This window comes from Streptomyces sp. GC420, assembly GCF_009916105.1.
Classification (GTDB): Bacteria; Actinomycetota; Actinomycetes; order Streptomycetales; family Streptomycetaceae; genus Streptomyces.
This window is the reverse complement of the sequence record NZ_JAAAXQ010000017.1, coordinates 1-17,822: the sequence shown is the minus strand read 5'-3', so window position 1 is coordinate 17,822 and position 17,822 is coordinate 1. Positions and strand designations below refer to the sequence as shown.

The 17,822-nt window shown below is 72.4% G+C and carries 12 protein-coding genes; 2 read left to right on the top strand and 10 right to left on the bottom strand.

Annotated elements, in window-relative coordinates; all coding sequences use genetic code 11:
• Positions 1 to 151: 151 nt before the first annotated feature.
• Positions 152 to 2,041, bottom strand: coding sequence for a long-chain fatty acid--CoA ligase (locus GUY61_RS03860; protein WP_166628613.1), 1,890 nt, complete (start codon positions 2,039 to 2,041; stop codon positions 152 to 154).
• Positions 2,042 to 2,339: 298 nt separating this feature from the next.
• Entirely contained in the window at positions 2,340 to 4,208 is a 1,869-nt protein-coding gene (gene lepA, locus GUY61_RS03855; protein WP_166628612.1) for a translation elongation factor 4, read from the bottom strand.
• 209 nt (positions 4,209 to 4,417) lie between these two features.
• Between lepA and rpsT the strand changes: the two genes are divergently transcribed.
• Positions 4,418 to 4,687 (top strand): 30S ribosomal protein S20, encoded by a 270-nt coding sequence (rpsT, locus tag GUY61_RS03850; RefSeq protein WP_166628611.1) that lies wholly within the window; start codon positions 4,418 to 4,420, stop codon positions 4,685 to 4,687.
• 422 nt (positions 4,688 to 5,109) lie between these two features.
• On the opposite strand, the gene holA is transcribed toward rpsT, so the two are convergent.
• The 8 genes from holA to leuS form a co-directional block, all read right to left on the bottom strand.
• The gene (gene holA, locus GUY61_RS03845; protein WP_166628610.1) at positions 5,110 to 6,102 is read right to left on the bottom strand and encodes a DNA polymerase III subunit delta; all 993 of its coding nucleotides are present in this window, start codon (positions 6,100 to 6,102) and stop codon (positions 5,110 to 5,112) included.
• Positions 6,103 to 6,156: 54 nt separating this feature from the next.
• Positions 6,157 to 6,402 carry a hypothetical protein gene (locus GUY61_RS03840; protein WP_166628609.1) on the bottom strand — a complete coding sequence of 82 codons (246 nt, stop codon included), beginning with the start codon at positions 6,400 to 6,402 and terminating at the stop codon, positions 6,157 to 6,159.
• Between the two features lie 29 nt (positions 6,403 to 6,431).
• Positions 6,432 to 7,124, bottom strand: coding sequence for an arylamine N-acetyltransferase (locus GUY61_RS03835; RefSeq protein WP_166628608.1), 693 nt, complete (start codon positions 7,122 to 7,124; stop codon positions 6,432 to 6,434).
• Positions 7,046 to 9,904, bottom strand: a complete 2,859-nt coding sequence (locus GUY61_RS03830; protein ID WP_166628607.1) for a ComEC/Rec2 family competence protein — start codon at positions 9,902 to 9,904, stop codon at positions 7,046 to 7,048. The genes GUY61_RS03835 and GUY61_RS03830 overlap by 79 nt, the downstream gene beginning before the upstream one ends.
• A complete protein-coding gene (locus GUY61_RS03825) occupies positions 9,901 to 10,599 on the bottom strand; it encodes a helix-hairpin-helix domain-containing protein (RefSeq protein ID WP_398954129.1) in 699 nt (232 codons plus the stop codon). The genes GUY61_RS03830 and GUY61_RS03825 overlap by 4 nt, the downstream gene beginning before the upstream one ends.
• A gap of 735 nt (positions 10,600 to 11,334) precedes the next feature.
• Positions 11,335 to 12,180, bottom strand: a complete 846-nt coding sequence (locus GUY61_RS03820) for a DegV family protein (RefSeq protein WP_166628605.1) — start codon at positions 12,178 to 12,180, stop codon at positions 11,335 to 11,337.
• Between the two features lie 116 nt (positions 12,181 to 12,296).
• Positions 12,297 to 13,055, bottom strand: a complete 759-nt coding sequence (locus GUY61_RS03815; protein ID WP_166628604.1) for a hypothetical protein — start codon at positions 13,053 to 13,055, stop codon at positions 12,297 to 12,299.
• Positions 13,056 to 13,177: 122 nt separating this feature from the next.
• Complete coding sequence (gene leuS / locus GUY61_RS03810) at positions 13,178 to 16,042, bottom strand: leucine--tRNA ligase (RefSeq protein ID WP_166628603.1); 2,865 nt, start codon at positions 16,040 to 16,042, stop codon at positions 13,178 to 13,180.
• A gap of 460 nt (positions 16,043 to 16,502) precedes the next feature.
• Between leuS and GUY61_RS03805 the strand changes: the two genes are divergently transcribed.
• Positions 16,503 to 17,822 (top strand): cytochrome b/b6 domain-containing protein (locus tag GUY61_RS03805; protein WP_166628602.1); only part of this gene is annotated, 1,320 nt, incomplete at its 3' end.

Sequence of the window (17,822 nt, the reverse complement as noted above, 5' to 3'; positions counted from 1 at the left end):
GATGCCTGTGGTGCCCGGTGCGTGTGGTGCCCGGTGCCTGCGGTGCCCGGTGCCTGCGGTGCCGTCCTCCGTTCCCGCTGGCGTCCCCGGGCGCACGGGAAGGGGCGGGAGGTCCGCGACCTCCCGCCCCTCACCCGCCGCCGGCTGTCGGCTACGCCTCCCGCGTGCCCGCGTACATGTCCTCGATGAGGTCCTTGTACTCGCGCTCCACCACCGGGCGCTTCAGTTTCAGGCTCGGCGTCAGCTCGCCGTGCTCGACGTCGAGATCACGCGGCAGCAGCCGGAACTTCTTGATGGTCTGCCAGCGCTGGAGCCCTTCGTTGAGGCGCCTGACGTATCCGTCGATGAGCTCCACCGTCTCCGGGGCGGCCACCACGTCGGCGTACGACTTGCCCTTCATGCCGTGCTCCGCCGCCCAGCCCAGGATGGCGGGCTCGTCGAGGGCGATGAGCGCGGTGCAGAAGTTCCGGTCGGCGCCGTGGACCAGGATGTTGGAGACGAAGGGGCAGACGGCCTTGAACTGGCCCTCGACCTCGGCCGGTGCGATGTACTTGCCGCCGGAGGTCTTGATGAGGTCCTTCTTGCGGTCGGTGATCCGCAGGTAGCCGTCGTCCGACAGTTCGCCGATGTCACCGGTGTGGAACCAGCCGTCGGGCTCCAGGACCTCCGCGGTCTTGTCGGGCAGGCCGTGGTAGCCCTGCATGACGCCGGGGCCCCGCAGCAGGATCTCGCCGTCGTCGGCGATCCGTACCTCGCAGCCGGGCACCGGCTTGCCGACGGTGCCGGTGCGGTAGGCCTCACCGGGGTTGACGAACGAGGCCGCGCTGGACTCCGTCAGACCGTAGCCCTCCAGGATGTGGACCCCGGCGCCGGAGAAGAAGTAGCCGATGTCGGGCGCGAGGGCGGCGGAGCCGGAGACACAGGCGCGCAGCCGGCCGCCGAAGGCCTCGCGGAGCTTCGCGTACACGAGCCTGTCGGCGACCGCGTGCTTGGCGGCCAGTCCGAAGGGCACGGAACGCGCGCCGGTGCGCCGGAAGTTGTCCTGGGAGACCTTGGCGTACTCCCGGGCGACCTCGGCGGCCCACAGGAAGATCTTGTACTTGGCGCCGCCGCCCGCCCGCGCCTTGGCGGCGACCCCGTTGTAGACCTTCTCGAAGATGCGCGGCACCGCGGCCATGTAGGTGGGCTGGACGACCGGCAGGTTCTCGATGATCTTGTCGACGCGGCCGTCGACCGCGGTGACGTGCCCCACCTCGATCTGCCCGGAGGTCAGCACCTTGCCGAAGACGTGCGCGAGCGGCAGCCACAGGTACTGCACGTCGTCCTTGGTGATGAGGCCGGTGGCCGGGATGGCCTTGGCCATGTACGCCCAGGCGTCGTGGGCGAGGCGGACGCCCTTGGGGCGGCCCGTCGTGCCCGAGGTGTAGATCAGCGTCGCCAGCTGGTCCTTCGTGATCGCGGAGACTCGCTCCTTGACCGCCTGCGGGTGCTTCTCCAGGTAGGCCGCGCCGCGGGCCTCGAGCTCGGCGAGGGAGAGCACCCATCCCTCGGGCTCCCCCTCCTCGGGCTCGACACCGTCCGCGTCGATGACGACGACGTGCCGGAGACCCGGCAGCTCGGCGCGCTTCTCACGGGCCTTGGCGAGCTGGGCCGCGTCCTCCGCGATGAGGACCCGGCTGTCCGAGTCCGAGAGGATGAACGCCGACTCCTCGGCATTCGTGCTCGGGTAGATGGTGGTCGTGGCGGCGCCCGCGCACATCACCCCGAGGTCGCACAGGATCCATTCCACGCGCGTGCCGGAGGCCAGCGCGACCCGCTCCTCGGCCTGTACGCCCAGGTCGGCGAGGCCGGCGGCGATGGCGTACACGCGCTCCGCCGCCTGCGCCCAGCTGAGCGACTTCCAGTCGTCGGGCCCCTGCCCGGAGGCCGCCGGCACGGGGTACCGGTAGGCCTCGGCGTCGGGAGTCTCCGCCACGCGCTCAAGGAACAGGGTCGCCACGGAGGGCGGCCGGTTCTCGATCAAGGTCTGTGTGTCGCTCACGACATCCTCCGGGCCCGCGACATTGCAGTGCATTGCGAGGGGCAGTTGTTTAACTGGCGAGTAACCTTCGAGCAGTGGTCAGAGTAGAGGGCGAAGGCCCTGTGCGTAAGAGGCTGGAACCTCTCGCTTGAGGCACGCTAGCCGTGCCGCTCACCACACCGGTGGGAGGTTTCGGCGGGCGTTACGCGAACAGACACGAACGGACCCGCGGCGCGCATCGGCGCCGCGGGTCCGCTGGTACGTCGTCCGGGTTGTTCCGGGGGCTCAGGGATACTCCTGAGGCCCCCCGGACGGGTGGCTACTTCTTCTTCGCCGCCCCGGACTCGTCGCTCGACAGCACCGCGATGAAGGCCTCCTGCGGAACCTCGACGCTGCCGACCATCTTCATCCGCTTCTTGCCCTCCTTCTGCTTCTCCAGCAGCTTCCGCTTGCGGGAGATGTCGCCGCCGTAGCACTTGGCGAGAACGTCCTTGCGGATGGCGCGGATGGTCTCGCGGGCGATGACCCGGGAGCCGATGGCGGCCTGGACGGGCACTTCGAAGGCCTGCCGCGGGATGAGCTCCTTGAGCTTGGCGACCAGCCGCACGCCGTACGCGTAGGCCTGGTCGCGGTGCGTGATCGCGGAGAAGGCGTCGACCTTGTCACCGTGCAGCAGGATGTCGACCTTGACGAGCTGGGCGGTCTGCTCGCCGGTGGGCTCGTAGTCGAGGGACGCGTAGCCGCGGGTCTTGGACTTCAGCTGGTCGAAGAAGTCGAAGACGATCTCGGCGAGCGGCAGGGTGTAGCGGATCTCGACGCGGTCCTCGGAGAGGTAGTCCATGCCGAGCATGACGCCGCGCCGGTTCTGGCACAGCTCCATGATCGAGCCGATGAACTCGGAGGGTGCGAGGATGGTCGCCCTGACCACCGGCTCGTACACCTCGCTGATCTTGCCCTCGGGGAACTCGCTCGGGTTGGTGACCGTGTGCTCGCTGGCGTCCTCCATGATCACGCGGTAGACCACGTTGGGGGCGGTGGCGATCAGGTCGAGGCCGAACTCGCGCTCGAGCCGCTCGCGGATCACGTCCAGGTGGAGCAGGCCGAGGAAGCCGACGCGGAAGCCGAAGCCGAGGGCGGCGGAGGTCTCCGGCTCGTAGACCAGGGCCGCGTCGTTGAGCTGGAGCTTGTCGAGGGCGTCGCGCAGCTCGGGGTAGTCCGAGCCGTCCAGCGGGTAGAGGCCGGAGAACACCATGGGCTTGGGGTCCTTGTACCCGCCCAGCGCCTCGGTGGCGCCCTTGGACAGGGTGGTGATCGTGTCACCGACCTTGGACTGGCGGACGTCCTTCACACCGGTGATGAGGTAACCCACCTCGCCGACGCCGAGGCCGTCGGCCGCAAGCATCTCCGGCGAGTTGGTGCCGATCTCCAGCAGCTCGTGCGTGGCACCGGTGGACATCATCCGGATGCGCTCGCGCTTGTTGAGCTGGCCGTCGACGACACGGACGTACGTCACGACGCCGCGGTAGGAGTCGTAGACCGAGTCGAAGATCATGGCGCGGGCCGGGGCGTCCTTGACGCCGACCGGGGCCGGAACCCTCTCCACCACCCGGTCGAGCAGCGCCTCGACGCCCAGACCGGTCTTGGCGGAGACCTTGAGGACGTCCTCCGGGTCGCACCCGATGAGGTTGGCGAGCTCCTCCGAGAACTTCTCCGGCTGGGCCGCCGGCAGGTCGATCTTGTTGAGGACCGGGACGATGGTGAGGTCGTTCTCCATCGCCAGGTAGAGGTTGGCGAGGGTCTGGGCCTCGATGCCCTGGGCGGCGTCGACCAGCAGGATGGTGCCCTCGCAGGCCGCGAGGGAACGCGACACCTCATAGGTGAAGTCCACGTGGCCCGGGGTGTCGATCATGTTCAGAATGTGGGTGGTGCCCACATCCGGGCCTGTCCGGGGCGCCCAGGGCAGCCGTACGGCCTGGGACTTGATGGTGATGCCGCGCTCGCGTTCGATGTCCATGCGGTCGAGGTACTGGGCGCGCATCTGCCGCTGCTCGACCACGCCCGTCAGCTGGAGCATCCGGTCGGCGAGCGTCGACTTGCCGTGGTCGATGTGCGCGATGATGCAGAAATTGCGGATCAGCGCCGGGTCGGTACGGCTCGGCTCCGGCACGTTGGTAGGGGTCGCGGGCACGCAGGGTCCTGATTCTTGGGGCTTCTCCGCCCCGGGTCGGATCGATACGTAGCCTCCATCGTCCCACGGACAGCGGGCTGCGGTCGGTTTGGGCCGGTCGGAGTGCGGCTGGTAGCCTGACTAGCTGCGTCTCGTGGCCCCTCTACCGCGAGTCGCACCTGCAGATCAAATGATCATCTCGATCGAATCAAACAAAAGGGCAACTTTTCGTGGCGAACATCAAGTCCCAGATCAAGCGGAACAAGACGAACGAGAAGGCGCGCCTGCGCAACAAGGCCGTCAAGTCCTCGCTCAAGACCGCGATCCGCAAGGCACGTGAGGCCGCTGCCGCGGGCGACGTCGAGAAGGCCACCGTGGCCGCTCGTGAGGCGTCCCGGAAGCTCGACAAGGCCGTCTCCAAGGGTGTCATCCACAAGAACCAGGCCGCCAACAAGAAGTCGGCCCTGGCTTCCCAGCTTGCCTCCGTGCAGCAGGGCTGAGTCACCTCACGTCTTCATGACTTGACAGCCGGAAGGGACTCGAGCGGGCCCTCTCATCCGCTCCCGACCGGCACCTGATTTCCAGCCCCGCACGCGGCCTGCGTTCGCCACGCGGGTGCGGGGCACCCGGCTTCACGACGAAGGCCCCGTCGCCGCCCTTTCCCCAGGGCGCCGACGGGGCCTTCGCCGTTCCCGCCGCACGTGCGGAGTCCCAGGGTTACGGGGGTGCGGCAACCCACCCGGGGCCTGGGGTCCGGGGCCTGGGGCCGGACGGCCAAGGCCGGAGAGCCGGGCGTCGTGGGCCGGGCACGGCGGAACACGGGGTGGAGGCGGGGGCGCTCGCCGGAAGGCGAGGACGGAGTGAACGCGGTCCGCCCCCGCGCGCGCGGGTCCGGGACCGCTCCGCGGCGGAAGCGCGGCCGCTAGGGCCGGCGGGAGCGCGCCGCGCGGGCGACGGTGACCACGGCCTTCTCCAGGGCGTACTCGGGATCGTCGCCACCGCCCTTGACGCCCGCGTCCGCCTCGGCGACCGCGCGCAGGGCCTCGGCGACGCCGTCGGCCGACCAGCCCCGCATCTGCTGCCGGACCCTGTCGATCTTCCACGGCGGCATGCCCAGGTCCCGGGCGAGATCGGCCGGGCGGGCACCCCGGGGCGCGGAGGCGAGCTTGCCGATGGCGCGCACGCCCTGGGCCAGCGCGCTGGTGATCAGAACGGGCGCAACCCCGGTCGCGAGCGACCAGCGCAGGGCCTCCAGTGCCTCCGCGGCCCGGCCCTCGACGGCACGGTCGGCGACCGTGAAGCTCGACGCCTCGGCACGGCCCGTGTAGTAGCGCCCGACGACCGCCTCGTCGATCGTGCCCTCGACGTCGGCCACCAGCTGCGCGACCGCGCTCGCCAGCTCCCGCAGATCGCTGCCGATCGCGTCGACCAGGGCCTGGGATGCCTCCGGCGTCGCCGACCGCCCGGCCGCCCGGAACTCGGACCGCACGAACGACAGACGGTCGGCAGGCTTGGTCGTCCTGGGGCAGGGGATCTCACGGGCCCCCGCCTTGCGCGCCGCGTCCAGCAGGCCCTTGCCCTTGGCACCGCCGGCGTGCAGCAGCACCAGGGTGATCTCCTCGGCAGGCGCCGTGAAGTACGCCTTCAGGTCCTTGACCGTGTCGGCGGACAGGTCCTGCGCGTTCCTGACGACCACGACCTTCCGCTCGGCGAAGAGCGAAGGGCTGGTCAGCTCGGCCAGCGTGCCCGGCTGGAGCTGGTCGGACGTGAGGTCCCGGACGTCCGTGTCGGCGTCGGCCGCGCGTGCGGCCGCCACCACCTGCTGCACCGCGCGGTCGAGGAGAAGGTCCTCCTGGCCCACGGCGAGCGTGAGAGGGGCGAGCGGATCGTCGGTGGAAGTCTTCCTGGTGGCCATCGCCGTCCAGCATCCCACGGCGCACCGACAGCGCCGCACGAGCGGCGCCCGCCGCTACGGCTCCTCGTACCAGCCGTCCCACTCGGCGGCGAACTCGTCCAGCGCCACCGGGTCGAGCCGTTCCTCCGCTTCCTCGACCACGACGAGCCACTGGGCGTCCTCGGCGTCGTCCTCGCCGGCCAGTGCCTCCCGCACCAGTTGCGGCTCCTCCCGGACGGCGAACCGCTCCTCCAGCGCCCTGGCCGCCTCCTCCGCGGCGTCCCGGTCCGGCAGCACCAGCACATGTCTCACATCGGTCACCCCGACATTGTGGCCGGTGGGTGCCCTGCTCACGCCGGGAGGTGCAGCGGCTCGGGCACCCGGTCGAGCACGATGCCGAAGCGCTCCCGGTAGACGTTCAGGACCTCCGCGTCACCGGACAGTTCCTCCTCCTTCCGTTCGTCGCCGACCGTCCGGGTCAGCTTGCGGCCGCTGAGCGTGAGGCGGCCCTCCTCCGTCAGCCGCGAGCACACCAGGGACCGGGTGAAGTGCGAGGCGGGCGAGGTGCTGTGCCACCAGGCACCGGCCTCGAAGTCGGCCAGCAGCCGGGGCCGTCGCTCCAGCCGGTAGACGGGGCGCCCGTCGTGCAGCACGTCCAGATCCCCGTCCGCGGCCCCGGCCTCCGCCTCGGCGATCCGGAACACCCCTCCCTCCTCCGCCTGTTCCCCCCGCTCGCCGAGCGCCAGCGGGTAGTGGCTGTGCCGGCCGAAGCCGACATCCGCCAGCCACGACCCGCCGCCGTCCGCCGTCCCCACGCTCAGCGCCAGGTGGTCGTACGGGACACCGAGCCGGCCCTCATCGCCGTACACCCGTGCCTGAAGCAGCTCGACCCGGTAGCCGAGCCCGCTCAGCAGGGCCCCGAAGGCGCCGTTGAGCTCGTAGCAGAAGCCGCCCCTGCGGGCGTTCACGATCTTTTCGAGGAGCGGCTCCTCCTCCAGCACGATCTTCTCGCCGAGGTGGACCGAGAGGTTCTCGAACGGCACGGCGGCAAGATGGCGCACATGCAGCCTGCGCAGCGCCTCGGTGGTCGGCCGCCCGGGCCGGGTGGCGCCGATGCGGTGGAGGTATGCCTCCGTGTGTGCGGTGTCCATGCCGACCAGTCTGGCGCCCCGGGCCGGTCGCCGCGCCCGCGGCCCGGGGCGCGATCGGGTCCCGGGCGGGTCCTGGGTCCGGCGCCCGAGGCGGGCCGGGGCGTGTCCGACGCGGTGTGAGGCGGGGAGCGTGCCTGCCGCGTGCGAGAGTCGGTGCGCCGGTGGACCGCCCGGCGGCCCGCGGCGGTGGCGCGCGGGCCACCGCTTCGTCCTCCCCCGGTGACCGTGATCGCCCCGTCCGTATCCGTGCGCAGCACGGCCGTCCCCTGCGCCTCCAGAGCTGCCAGCGTGCGCGGCGAGGGGTGCCCGTAGGGGTTGCCTGCGCCTGCGGACACCAGCGCCAGGCGCGGCCGGGCTCTGCGCAGCAGTTCGGGGTCCTGGTAGGCGGAGCCGTGGTGGGCGACCTTCATGACGTCTACGGGCGGCAGTTCGGGATGCGCGCGCAACAGGGCCTGCTGAGCGGGGGGTTCGAGGTCGCCGAGGAGCAGCAGGGTCAGCCCCGCGGTGCGCACGAGCAGGGTGACGCTGGCGTCGTTGGGGCCTTCGGGAGCGGATCCCGGCTGCGGCCACAGCACCTGCCAGTCGAGCGGGCCCGTCCGGCGCCGTTCGCCCGGCACCGCGCTCTCCACGGGAATGCGGGCCGCCTCCGCCGTGCGCCGCACGAACTCGGCCTGGCCGGGGGGCTCGCGCAGACCGGTCGTCTGGATGACGCCGACGCCGCGCCCGCGCAGCGCTCCGGGCAGGCCGGTGACATGGTCGGCGTGGAAGTGCGTGAGCAGCAGGAGCGGGATCCGGTTCACCCCGAGGGCGCGCAGGCAGCGGTCGGCGAGCGCCGGGTCGGGGCCCACGTCGACGACGACCGCGCTGCCCTCGCCCGCGGCGAGGACCGCCGCGTCTCCCTGGCCGACGTCGCACAGGGCGAATTTCCAGCCCGGCGGCGGCCAGCCGGTGACGATCCGGGTCAGCGGTGCGGGCCGCAGCACGGCCAGGAGCAGCAGCAGTGCCGCGCCCGCGCACAGCCAGGAGCGGCCCGGCGTGCGGCGCAGCACCAGCAGGACGACGGCGGTGACCGCGGCGAGCAGCAGTCCGCCGGACGGGCCACCGGGCCAGTCGGCCTCTGCGCCCGGCAGTTCGGCCCCGGTCCTGGCGACGGTGGCGATCCACCCGGCGGGCGGGCCCGCGCACCACGCCAGGGCTTCGGCGACGGGCGGCGCGAGCGGGGCCGCGGCGAGGGCGGCGAAGCCCAGCACGGTCGCCGGCGCCACCGCGAACTCGGCGAGCAGATTGCACGGAACGGCCACCAGGCTGACGCGCGCGGCGAGCACGGCGACCACGGGTCCGCACACCGCCTGTGCCGCGGCGGCCGCCGCCAGCACCTCGGCGAACCGGGCGGGCACGCCCCGGCGTTGCAGGGCGGCGCTCCAGCCGGGGGCGACCGTGAGCAGCGCGCCCGTGGCGAGCACGGACAGCAGGAAGCCGTAGCTGCGGGCCAGCCAGGGGTCGTACAGCACGAGGATCAGTACGGCGGCGGCCAGTGCGGGAACGAGGGAGCGGCGGCGGCCGGTGGCGATGGCGAGCAGGACGACCGCTCCGCAGGCGGCGGCCCGCAGCACGCTGGGCTCCGGACGGCACACGACGACGAAGCCTGCCGTCAGGGCTCCGCCGAGGACGGCGGTGCCGCGCAGTGTGACGCCGAGTCTCGGCGCGAGGCCGCGCCGCTCGGCGTGCGTCGCGATGCCGGGCGGTCCGATGAGCAGGAACAGCACGATGGTGAGGTTGCTGCCGCTGACGGCCAGCAGATGGGTGAGGTCGGTGGCCCGGAACGCCGCGTCGAGGTCGTCGGGAACGCGTGAGGTGTCGCCCACGACCAGCCCCGGGAGCAGTGCGCGGGCGTCCGGGGCAAGCCCGTCGGTGGCCCGCCTGAGTCCTGCGCGCAGTTCGCCCGCGGTCCGCTGGAGGGCGGTCGGCCGCCCCGTGACCTCCGGCCGCTGGTCCTCGGGCACCTTCAGCACGGCGGCGACACGGTCGCCGGCCGACAGGGGTGGCGCGGCCCGGGCCGAGAGCTCCAGCCTCGTCGACGGCAGCAGTGCGAGCCAGGGGCTGCGCCGGGGGTCGCCGGGACCCGGCCGGACGATCAGCAGGACCGGGGTCCGCGTCCTGACGACGCTCCCGTCGGCCCCGGTCACCCGGGTCACCTCCGCGTCCACGAGCACACTCACCGGCAGGCTCCTCTCGCCCCGTACGCGAGGCCGCGTCAGCCGGGGATCGCTTGCGACCTCCACCTCCACCCGGGCCCGCGCGTGTTCCCGCGCCAGCTCGGGGACCGGTCCGCGGTGCAGGTCGGCGGCGTGCGCGGCGGCGGACAGCGCTCCGCCCGCCGCGCACAGCAGCACGGCTGCGGCCGCGACCGCCGTGTTCGGGCCCGGGCCGGAGGCGCCGCGGCCGCTCCGCCGGGCTCCGGCGCGGACGAGGGCCGGGACGAGGACGAGCAGCGCGGCGGCCGTCCCGCAGCTCGCGGCGAGCGCAAGGCCTCGTCCCGGCGCACCGAGGACGAGGGCCGCGGCCCCCCAGGCGGCGAGCGCGGGCGTCACCAGCCGCAGGTCGGCGGCCCGCTCCCGGGGCGGCCGCTCTGCCGTGCCTGCCGAGGTCTCCGAGCTGCCCGGGCGGTTCATGGCCGGACGAGGTTCCGAAGGTCGGCGAAGCGGCGTTCGCCGATGCCGTTGACGTCACGGAGCTGGTCGACGGAGGAGAAGCCGCCGTGTGCGGTGCGGTAGTCGACGATGTGCCGGGCGAGGACGGGGCCGACGCCCGGGAGTGTGTCGAGTTGTTCGGGTGTGGCGGTGCTGAGGCTGATCGGTCCCGCCGCGGCGGTGGGTCCCGCCGGTCCCGCGGGGCCGCTCTGCGGGGCGGCAGGGACGCCGACGGCGACCTGTTCGCCGTCGGTGAGGACGCGGGCCTTGTTGAGCCCGCTGGTGTCCGCGCCCGGTTCCACTCCCCCGGCGGCCTCCAGTGCGTCGGCGACCCGTGATCCGGCGGGCAGCCGGCGGACACCGGGCCTGCGCACCTTGCCGCTGATGTCGACGACGATCCGCCGCTCTGTCGCGGGCGGTGCCGGGCCGGGTGAAGGGCTCGGCAGGGGTGCGGCCTTGGCCCGCACCGTCTCCGGCGCGCGAACCGTCTCCGGCCGGCCGGTCCAGAAGTGCGCGGCGGCGAGGACGAGGGCCACCAGGACGACCATGCCGAGAGCGACGAGGCCACGCGGTTCCAGGGCGCATCGCGACTGTGCCCACAGCGGCAGCCGTTCGCGCAGAGCCGCCCCCGCTCTGTGCCGCAGGCTCAGCTCCGCGCCCGGCCTGACCGCTGCCACCGGGTCCGTGTCCACCGGCGCCGCCCAGGCGTTCGTCGGTCCTGGAACCGCGGTGGGTGAATCGCGCGGCGCTCTCCGTCCGGCCTGGAGCGCGGACGGGGCGGGAAGACCCGGTGGACCGGGAGCTGCGGACGGCCGGCCCGGCAGGCTCGGTGACGGAGCGTCATTCGGCGGGGGTTCGACGAGCAGTGCCCGGGCACGCGCGCGGAGCGCCACCGGGTCCGGGCGCCTGTGCTGCGCACGGCGGCGCGTGCTCGTCGTGGCGCGGCGGCCGGGGGCGGTCGTTTCGGTGTGCGATCGAAGTGCCATGTCACGGACGGTAGGCCGCCGCGCGCACTCTTGGTGATCAAGGCCGTTTTCTGTGGACGGGCGGGGAGTTGTGGACAACTCCGTCACTCGTGAGGGCGAGCCGGTGGCTCGTGCGGCCGCTCCCGCGGGCGGTACCGGCGCGGGCCACGGACGACACGGCGACAGGGGGCGGCAGGGCGGCAGGGGGCGGCAGGCGGTGAGCGGCACAGGGCAAACGGCCGGAGGCAAACGACAGACAGCCGGCAGCGGCCGCACCCTGACGGGTGCTCGACCGTACGGCGCCGCTCGCACCCCGCGCACAGCGCACCTCCGCACGCCTCCGCGCGTCGGCGACCACCGCCACCGAGCCCTCCCCGCGCGTGCCGGCGCGGCCGGCCGGGCGGTCGGGCGGTCTGCGGCCGCCGCGACGGGTGCGGCCCGGGCCCGTCAGCGCGGCGAGACCACGGCCCCCAGCAGCCCCGGCCCCGTGTGAGCGCCGATCACCGCGCCCACCTCGCTGACATGCAGGTCGGCCAGGCCCGGCACCCGGGCCCGCAGCCGCTCCGCCAGTGCCGCGGCTCGCTCCGCTGCGGCCAGGTGGTGAACGGCGACGTCCACACGGCCCGAACCGGCCCGCTCGACGACGATCTCCTCCAGACGGGCGATCGCCTTGGATGCCGTGCGCACCTTCTCCAGCAATTCGATGCGGCCGCCGGTCAACTGGAGCAGCGGCTTCACCGCCAGCGCCGAGCCGAACAGCGCCTGGGCGGCGCCGATCCGGCCGCCTCTGCGCAGATAGTCGAGGGTGTCGACATAGAAGTAGGCGGAGGTGGAGGCGGCCCGCTTCTCCGCGGCGGCCACTGCCTCGTCCGCGCCGCCGCCCGCCTCGGTGGTCTCCGCGGCCGCCAGCGCACAGAACCCCAGCGCCATGGCGACCATCCCGGTGTCCACCACCCGCACCGGTACGGGTGCCTCCCGTGCCGCGAGCACGGCCGCGTCGTACGTTCCCGAGAACTCCCCGGACAGATGCAGGGAGACGATGGCGTCCGCGCCGGAGTCGGCGATGCGCCGATAGGTTTCCGCAAACAGCTCGGGGCTGGGCCGGGACGTGGTCACCGGACGCCGCTTCTGCAGCGCCACGGCCACCGAACGGGCCGAGATCTCGGTGCCCTCCTCGAGGGCTCTGTCGCCCAGGACGACGGTCAGCGGTACGGCGACGATGTGATGCCGCTCCATCGTCTCCTGCGGCAGGTAGGCCGTTGAATCCGTGACGATCGCGACATGGCGGGACATGAGCGGGAGGTTACCCGTCATCCGAAGCCCGCGTCAGTCCGGGCCCTGCGAAAGATCGATCCCGTGCGGGCCGAATCCCCCTGTCGTACCCACCTGGAACGGCCCTCAGGCCGCACTCAGGTGGTGGTCTCGGGACGCGTGGTCTTCTGCCAGGTGTACGGCACGTCCTGCCGAGGGTCCCGGGCCGTGATCGCCTCGCGCCGCGGCGGCCGCTCCCCCGCATCCGGCTGCTGTGCGGCCCCGGAGTCCCGCGCGGCCGTAGCCGCCCCCGCCCCGTCGGCCTCGGCGGGCGACAGCCGCCCGGCCTCGGCGACTCTTGCCTCGAGCGGGTCCTGCGCGACATGCCGCAGCGCGCCGGACTCCACCTCGATCTGGGCGCTCAGCGCCGTCAGCTCGTCGTCGGCGAACTGCCGCGCCCGGTCGCGCGCCGCCCACCTCAGTGAGTCCGCGGAGTGTGTGATCCGCTCCGTCCGCTCACGGAGCGAGGGCAGCACCGCGCCGATCCGTGCCTTGTCCGGATCACGCTCCAGCCGCTTCAGCTCCTCGTCCAGCTCGCGCCCGTGCACGCTCAGCCGCTCGAAGAGACCGAGGGACTCCCGCAGTGAGGCGTCCTGGGCGGCACCCGCGTGCAGCGCGTCCTGGGTCGCCCTCATCGACGTGCGCAGCGCGAGCCGCAACTGGGCCAGCTCGCCGGCCACTCCCGGCTGGCCCACGCTCTTCGCCCGCAGCGCGGTGTCCTCCACGGTGCGCCGCGCCTGGGCGACCGTACGGTCCACTCCCCGCTTGGCCGCGCCGACCAGCTTGATCCCCGCGTATGCCCCCATCGCGACGAATGTCACGAACAGCAGCACCAGGATCAGGATGACGGCTTCCATGAGCGCCTCCGCCCCTCCGACAGCTTTCGAGGGCGTTCGCCCCTTCCCACGGTAAACGGAAAGGGCAGGCCGAGGGTTCCTGCGGAACCCCCAACCTGCCCGTAGGGGACATCACCCAGGCGTCAGGCGGTGACGATGTTCACCAGTTTCGGCGCCCGTACGACGACCTTGCGGATCGCGGCTCCGTCCAGGGCCTTCACCACCGCGGGGTCGGCCAGCGCGGCGGCCTCCAGCTCCGCGTCCGACACCGACGGCGAGACCTCCAGCCGCGCCTTGACCTTGCCCTTGATCTGCACGACGCAGGTCACCGTCTCGTCGATCACGTACGCCGGGTCGGCGACCGGGAAGTCCTGGTGGACGACCGAGTCGGTGTGGCCCAGCCTGCGCCACAGTTCCTCCGCGATGTGCGGGGCCAGCGGGGCGATCATCAGCACCAGCGGCTCGGCGACGGAGCGCGGCACGCGGCCGCCCGCCTTCGTCAGGTGGTTGTTCAGCTCCGTGATCTTGGCGATGGCCGTGTTGAAGCGCAGCCCCTCCAGGTCGGAGCGCACCCCGTCGATCGCCTTGTGCAGCGCCCGCAGCGTGTCCTCGCCGGGCTCCGCGTCCGACACCGTCACGGCGCCGGTCGCCTCGTCCACGACGTTGCGCCACAGCCGCTGCAGCAGGCGGTACTGGCCGACGACGGCGCGGGTGTCCCAGGGCCGGGACACGTCCAGCGGGCCCATCGCCATCTCGTACAGCCGCAGCGTGTCGGCGCCGTACTCGGCGCAGATCTCGTCCGGCGTGACGGCGTTCTTCAGGGACTTGCCCATCTTGCCCAGCTCGCGCTTGACGGGCTCGCCCTCGAAGAAGAACCTCCCGTCGCGTTCCTCGACCTCGGCGGCGGGCACCGGGAACCCGCGGGCGTCCCGGTAGACGTACGCCTGGATCATGCCCTGGTTGAACAGCTTGTGGAACGGCTCGGCGGACGAGACGTGACCCAGGTCGAACAGCACCTTGGACCAGAAGCGCGCGTACAGCAGGTGCAGCACGGCGTGTTCGGCGCCGCCGACGTACAGGTCGACACCACCGTGCGGCTGCCCCTCCCTCGGGCCCATCCAGTACCGCTCGGTCTCCGGGTCCACCAGCCGGCGGTCGTTGTGCGGGTCCAGGTAGCGCAGTTCGTACCAGCAGGAGCCCGCCCAGTTGGGCATGGTGTTGGTCTCCCGGCGGTAGCGCTTGACGCCGTCGCCCAGGTCCAGCTCGACGTTCACCCAGTCCTCGTCGCGCGACAGGGGGGTCTCGGGCTGGGTGTCGGCGTCGTCGGGGTCGAAGGTGCGCGGCGAGTAGTCGTCGACCTCGGGCAGTTCCAGCGGCAGCATCGACTCGGGCAGCGCGTGGGCGACGCCGTCCTCGTCGTAGACGATCGGAAAGGGCTCGCCCCAGTAGCGCTGGCGGCTGAACAGCCAGTCGCGCAGCCGGAAGTTGACCGTTCCCTCGCCGATGCCGCGTGACGTCAGCCACTCGGTGATGCGGGCCTTGGCCTCGACGACTCCCAGGCCGTCCAGGGAGATGCCGTCGCCGGACGAGTTGACGATCTTCGCGTCGTAGGAGACGAAGGCGTCGTCCCAGGCGGCGGGGTCGGTGCCGCGGCCGTCGGTGGGCTCGACGACACAGCGCATCGGCAGTTCGACGGCGCGCGCGAAGGCGAAGTCGCGGGCGTCGTGGGCGGGGACGGCCATGATGGCGCCGGTTCCGTAGCCCATCAGGACGTAGTCGGCGATGAAGACGGGGATCTTCTCGCCGCTGACCGGGTTGGCGGCATACACACCGGTGAAGACGCCGGTCTTCTCCTTGGCGTCGGCCTGCCGCTCGACGTCGGACTTGGAGGCGGCGAAGGCGCGGTACTTGGCGACGGCCTCGGCCGGGGTGGCGTGACCGCCCGTCCAGACGTCGTGGGTGCCCTCGGGCCAGGTCTCCGGCACGAACTTGTCGACCAGCGGGTGTTCGGGCGCCAGCACCATGTAGGTGGCGCCGAACAGGGTGTCCTGACGGGTCGTGAAGACGGTAATGGCGTCGCCGTCAACGGGGAAGTCGACGCGCGCGCCCTCACTGCGCCCGATCCAGTTGCGCTGCTGCAGCTTGATGGCCTCGGGCCAGTCCAGCGCCTCCAGGTCGTCCAGCAGCCGGTCGGCGTAGGCCGTGATGCGCATGTTCCACTGCCGCAGCTTGGCCTTGAAGACGGGGAAGTTGCCGCGCTCCGAGCGGCCGTCCGCCGTGACCTCCTCGTTCGCCAGGACGGTGCCCAGGCCGGGGCACCAGTTGACGGGCGCGTCGGAGGCGTACGCCAGGCGGTACCCGCTCAGGACGTCGGAGCGCTCCACGGCGCTCAGCTCGTTCCAGGCGCCCCCCGAGGGCACCTCGCGCTCTCCGCTCTCGAACTGCGCGACCAGCTCGTCGATCGGGCGCGCCCTCTTCGCCTCCTCGTCGTACCAGGAGTCGAAGATCTGCAGGAAGATCCACTGGGTCCACTTGTAGTAGTCCGGGTCGATCGTCGCGAAGGAGCGGCGCTTGTCGTGGCCCAGGCCCAGCCGGCGCAGCTGCGCCGTCATGTTCTCGATGTTGGCCTCGGTGGACACCCGGGGGTGGGTGCCGGTCTGCACCGCGTACTGCTCGGCGGGCAGGCCGAAGGCGTCGAAGCCCAGCGTGTGCAGGACGTTGTGGCCGGTCATGCGCTGGAATCGGGCGAAGACGTCGGTGGCGATGTATCCCAGCGGGTGTCCCACGTGCAGTCCGGCGCCCGAGGGGTAGGGGAACATGTCCATGATGAACCGCTTGGGCCGCGCCACGGTCTCCGCGTCGCCGGCCAGGTCACCACTCGGGTTGGGCGCCTCGTACGTGCCGTCGGCGTCCCAGAAGTCCTGCCACCGCGCCTCGATCTCGGCGGCCATGGCCGCCGTGTAGCGGTGCGGCGCGGCCACCTCGGCGGCAGCGGTATTTTCGCTCATGATCCTCAAAGCTCCATCGATCGTCTCTGCCGGCGTCAGTCCGGTTCGTACGAGCCCGTCCGGATCGTACGGAAATGAAAAATCCCCTCGCACAGGAGGGGACGCCGCGCCGATTCCGACCACGTTCTCCGTCGGTCGGGACTGATCAGCGCGGCCCGCTAAGCAGAAGGCGTACGGCACGCATGGGGTCAGGGTACCGCAGCACACCGGCCCCCCGCACAGGACTCGGGCCACTTGGTACACCTCGCCGGCGCATTGAAACAATGCGGGCGACCTCACGTATATGAATCGGCGACAAAGGCCAAGGGGTTACTCCGCGTATCGGCAGCTACCCGGACAACCCCCGGCTCAGGCGTCACTTGATAACGGCGCAATAACTCAATCCTCGTACCACTTGGTATGGGGCGACCTAGCATGCCGAGTCGGGACCGCTTTCCCGGAGCATTCGGAGTTGCACCCCATGAACCCTCGCCTCAAGATCCCTTCGGATCCCCAGTCGGGCATACCGACCCGGTACCTCGCCCTCACCGCGGGCGCGGTGGCGTTGCTGCCCGTCATCGTCGTCGTCGGCGGCGACGCGGTGCGCGACTTCCTCAACTTCGGTGCCGGAGTCGTCTCGCTGCTGACCCTGAGCGGCGCAGTCGTATGGGGACTGCTGGCCCGTGACCGGGTGTTCCTGTCGCCGCGGCACCGACTGCTCGCGCAGGGCGTCCACCGGGCCACCGCCATCCTGTCGGTGACCTTCCTGATCCTTCATGTCTCGGTCAAGCTCTTCCTCGACCACATCCCGCCGAACGCGCTGGTGCCCTTCGGCCTCGGGTTCTCCGCCTCCTCGCTGCTGATCACCTTCGGCCCGCTCGCCGCCTACTGCCTGATCACCGCCGCCGTCACCGGCGCGATCCGGCGCTCCTTCATCGCACCGGGGGGCGAGGTCGCGGCGAAGTGGCGCGCGATCCACTCCCTCGCCTACCCCGCGTGGTCCTTCGCGCTGATCCACGGCCTGTACGCCGGCCGCCCCGCCAAGACGTACGTGACGGTCCTGTACGGCCTGACGATGCTCGGCGTGGCCGCCGCCGTCAGCACGCGCCTGCTCCCGGTCCCGACCAAACGCCGGCTCGCCAACCGCCTGCTCGCCGTGCTCCAGCCGGGTGAGAGCACCCCGGGCGGCCCGGTGCGGGAGGCACCGCGCGACCCCTCCACCGCGCCGCTGCCCGGCGGAGGCACGGCTTCCTTCTCCGTCTCCGCCGCCCCCGGGGCGGGAAGCCGCCGCAAGTCCGGGAATCCGGCCGTGCCGCGCATGAAGCCGCCCCAGCCGACGCTGTACGAGGCGCCGCGGCGCGCGGCCGGACTGACCGCCGGCCTGTCGGGCGCGGCCTCCGGCGTCTCCGACACGGGCATGTCCGCCGCCTACCGCGCGGTCTCCGGCGCGGCCGAGGAGACCGCGGTGATGCCTCCCCAGCCCGGAGCGCCCACGGCCGAACGGCTCACCCCGGCCGAGCCCGCCCCGTTCGCGGACCCCCCGCCGCCCTTCGACGGCGGCACCGGCCAGTTCCCCTCCGCCGGGCAGAGCGGGCAGATGCCGCAGGTGGGCGCCTACGACACGGGCCGGTTCGCCGCCACCGGCCAGTTCCCGGGCGCGGACCAGTTCCCGGGCTCGGACCAGTTCCCGGGCGCGGACCAGTTCGGCGGCACCGGCCAGTTCCCCGCGGCCGGCCAGACCGGGCAGGCCCCGCAGAACGGCTACGGCGCCGGCCGGTTCCCCGCGGAGCCGCCGCTCGCC

Excerpts from the sequence above, each read along its gene's own strand:
- holA (WP_166628610.1), bottom strand. The coding sequence starts at position 6,102 with ATGGCCACCAGGAAGACTTCCACCGACGATCCGCTCGCCCCTCTCACG.
- GUY61_RS03830 (WP_166628607.1), bottom strand. The coding sequence starts at position 9,904 with ATGAACCGCCCGGGCAGCTCGGAGACCTCGGCAGGCACGGCAGAGCGG.
- GUY61_RS03820 (WP_166628605.1), bottom strand. The coding sequence starts at position 12,180 with ATGTCCCGCCATGTCGCGATCGTCACGGATTCAACGGCCTACCTGCCG.
- GUY61_RS03815 (WP_166628604.1), bottom strand. The coding sequence starts at position 13,055 with ATGGAAGCCGTCATCCTGATCCTGGTGCTGCTGTTCGTGACATTCGTC.
- leuS (WP_166628603.1), bottom strand. The coding sequence starts at position 16,042 with ATGAGCGAAAATACCGCTGCCGCCGAGGTGGCCGCGCCGCACCGCTAC.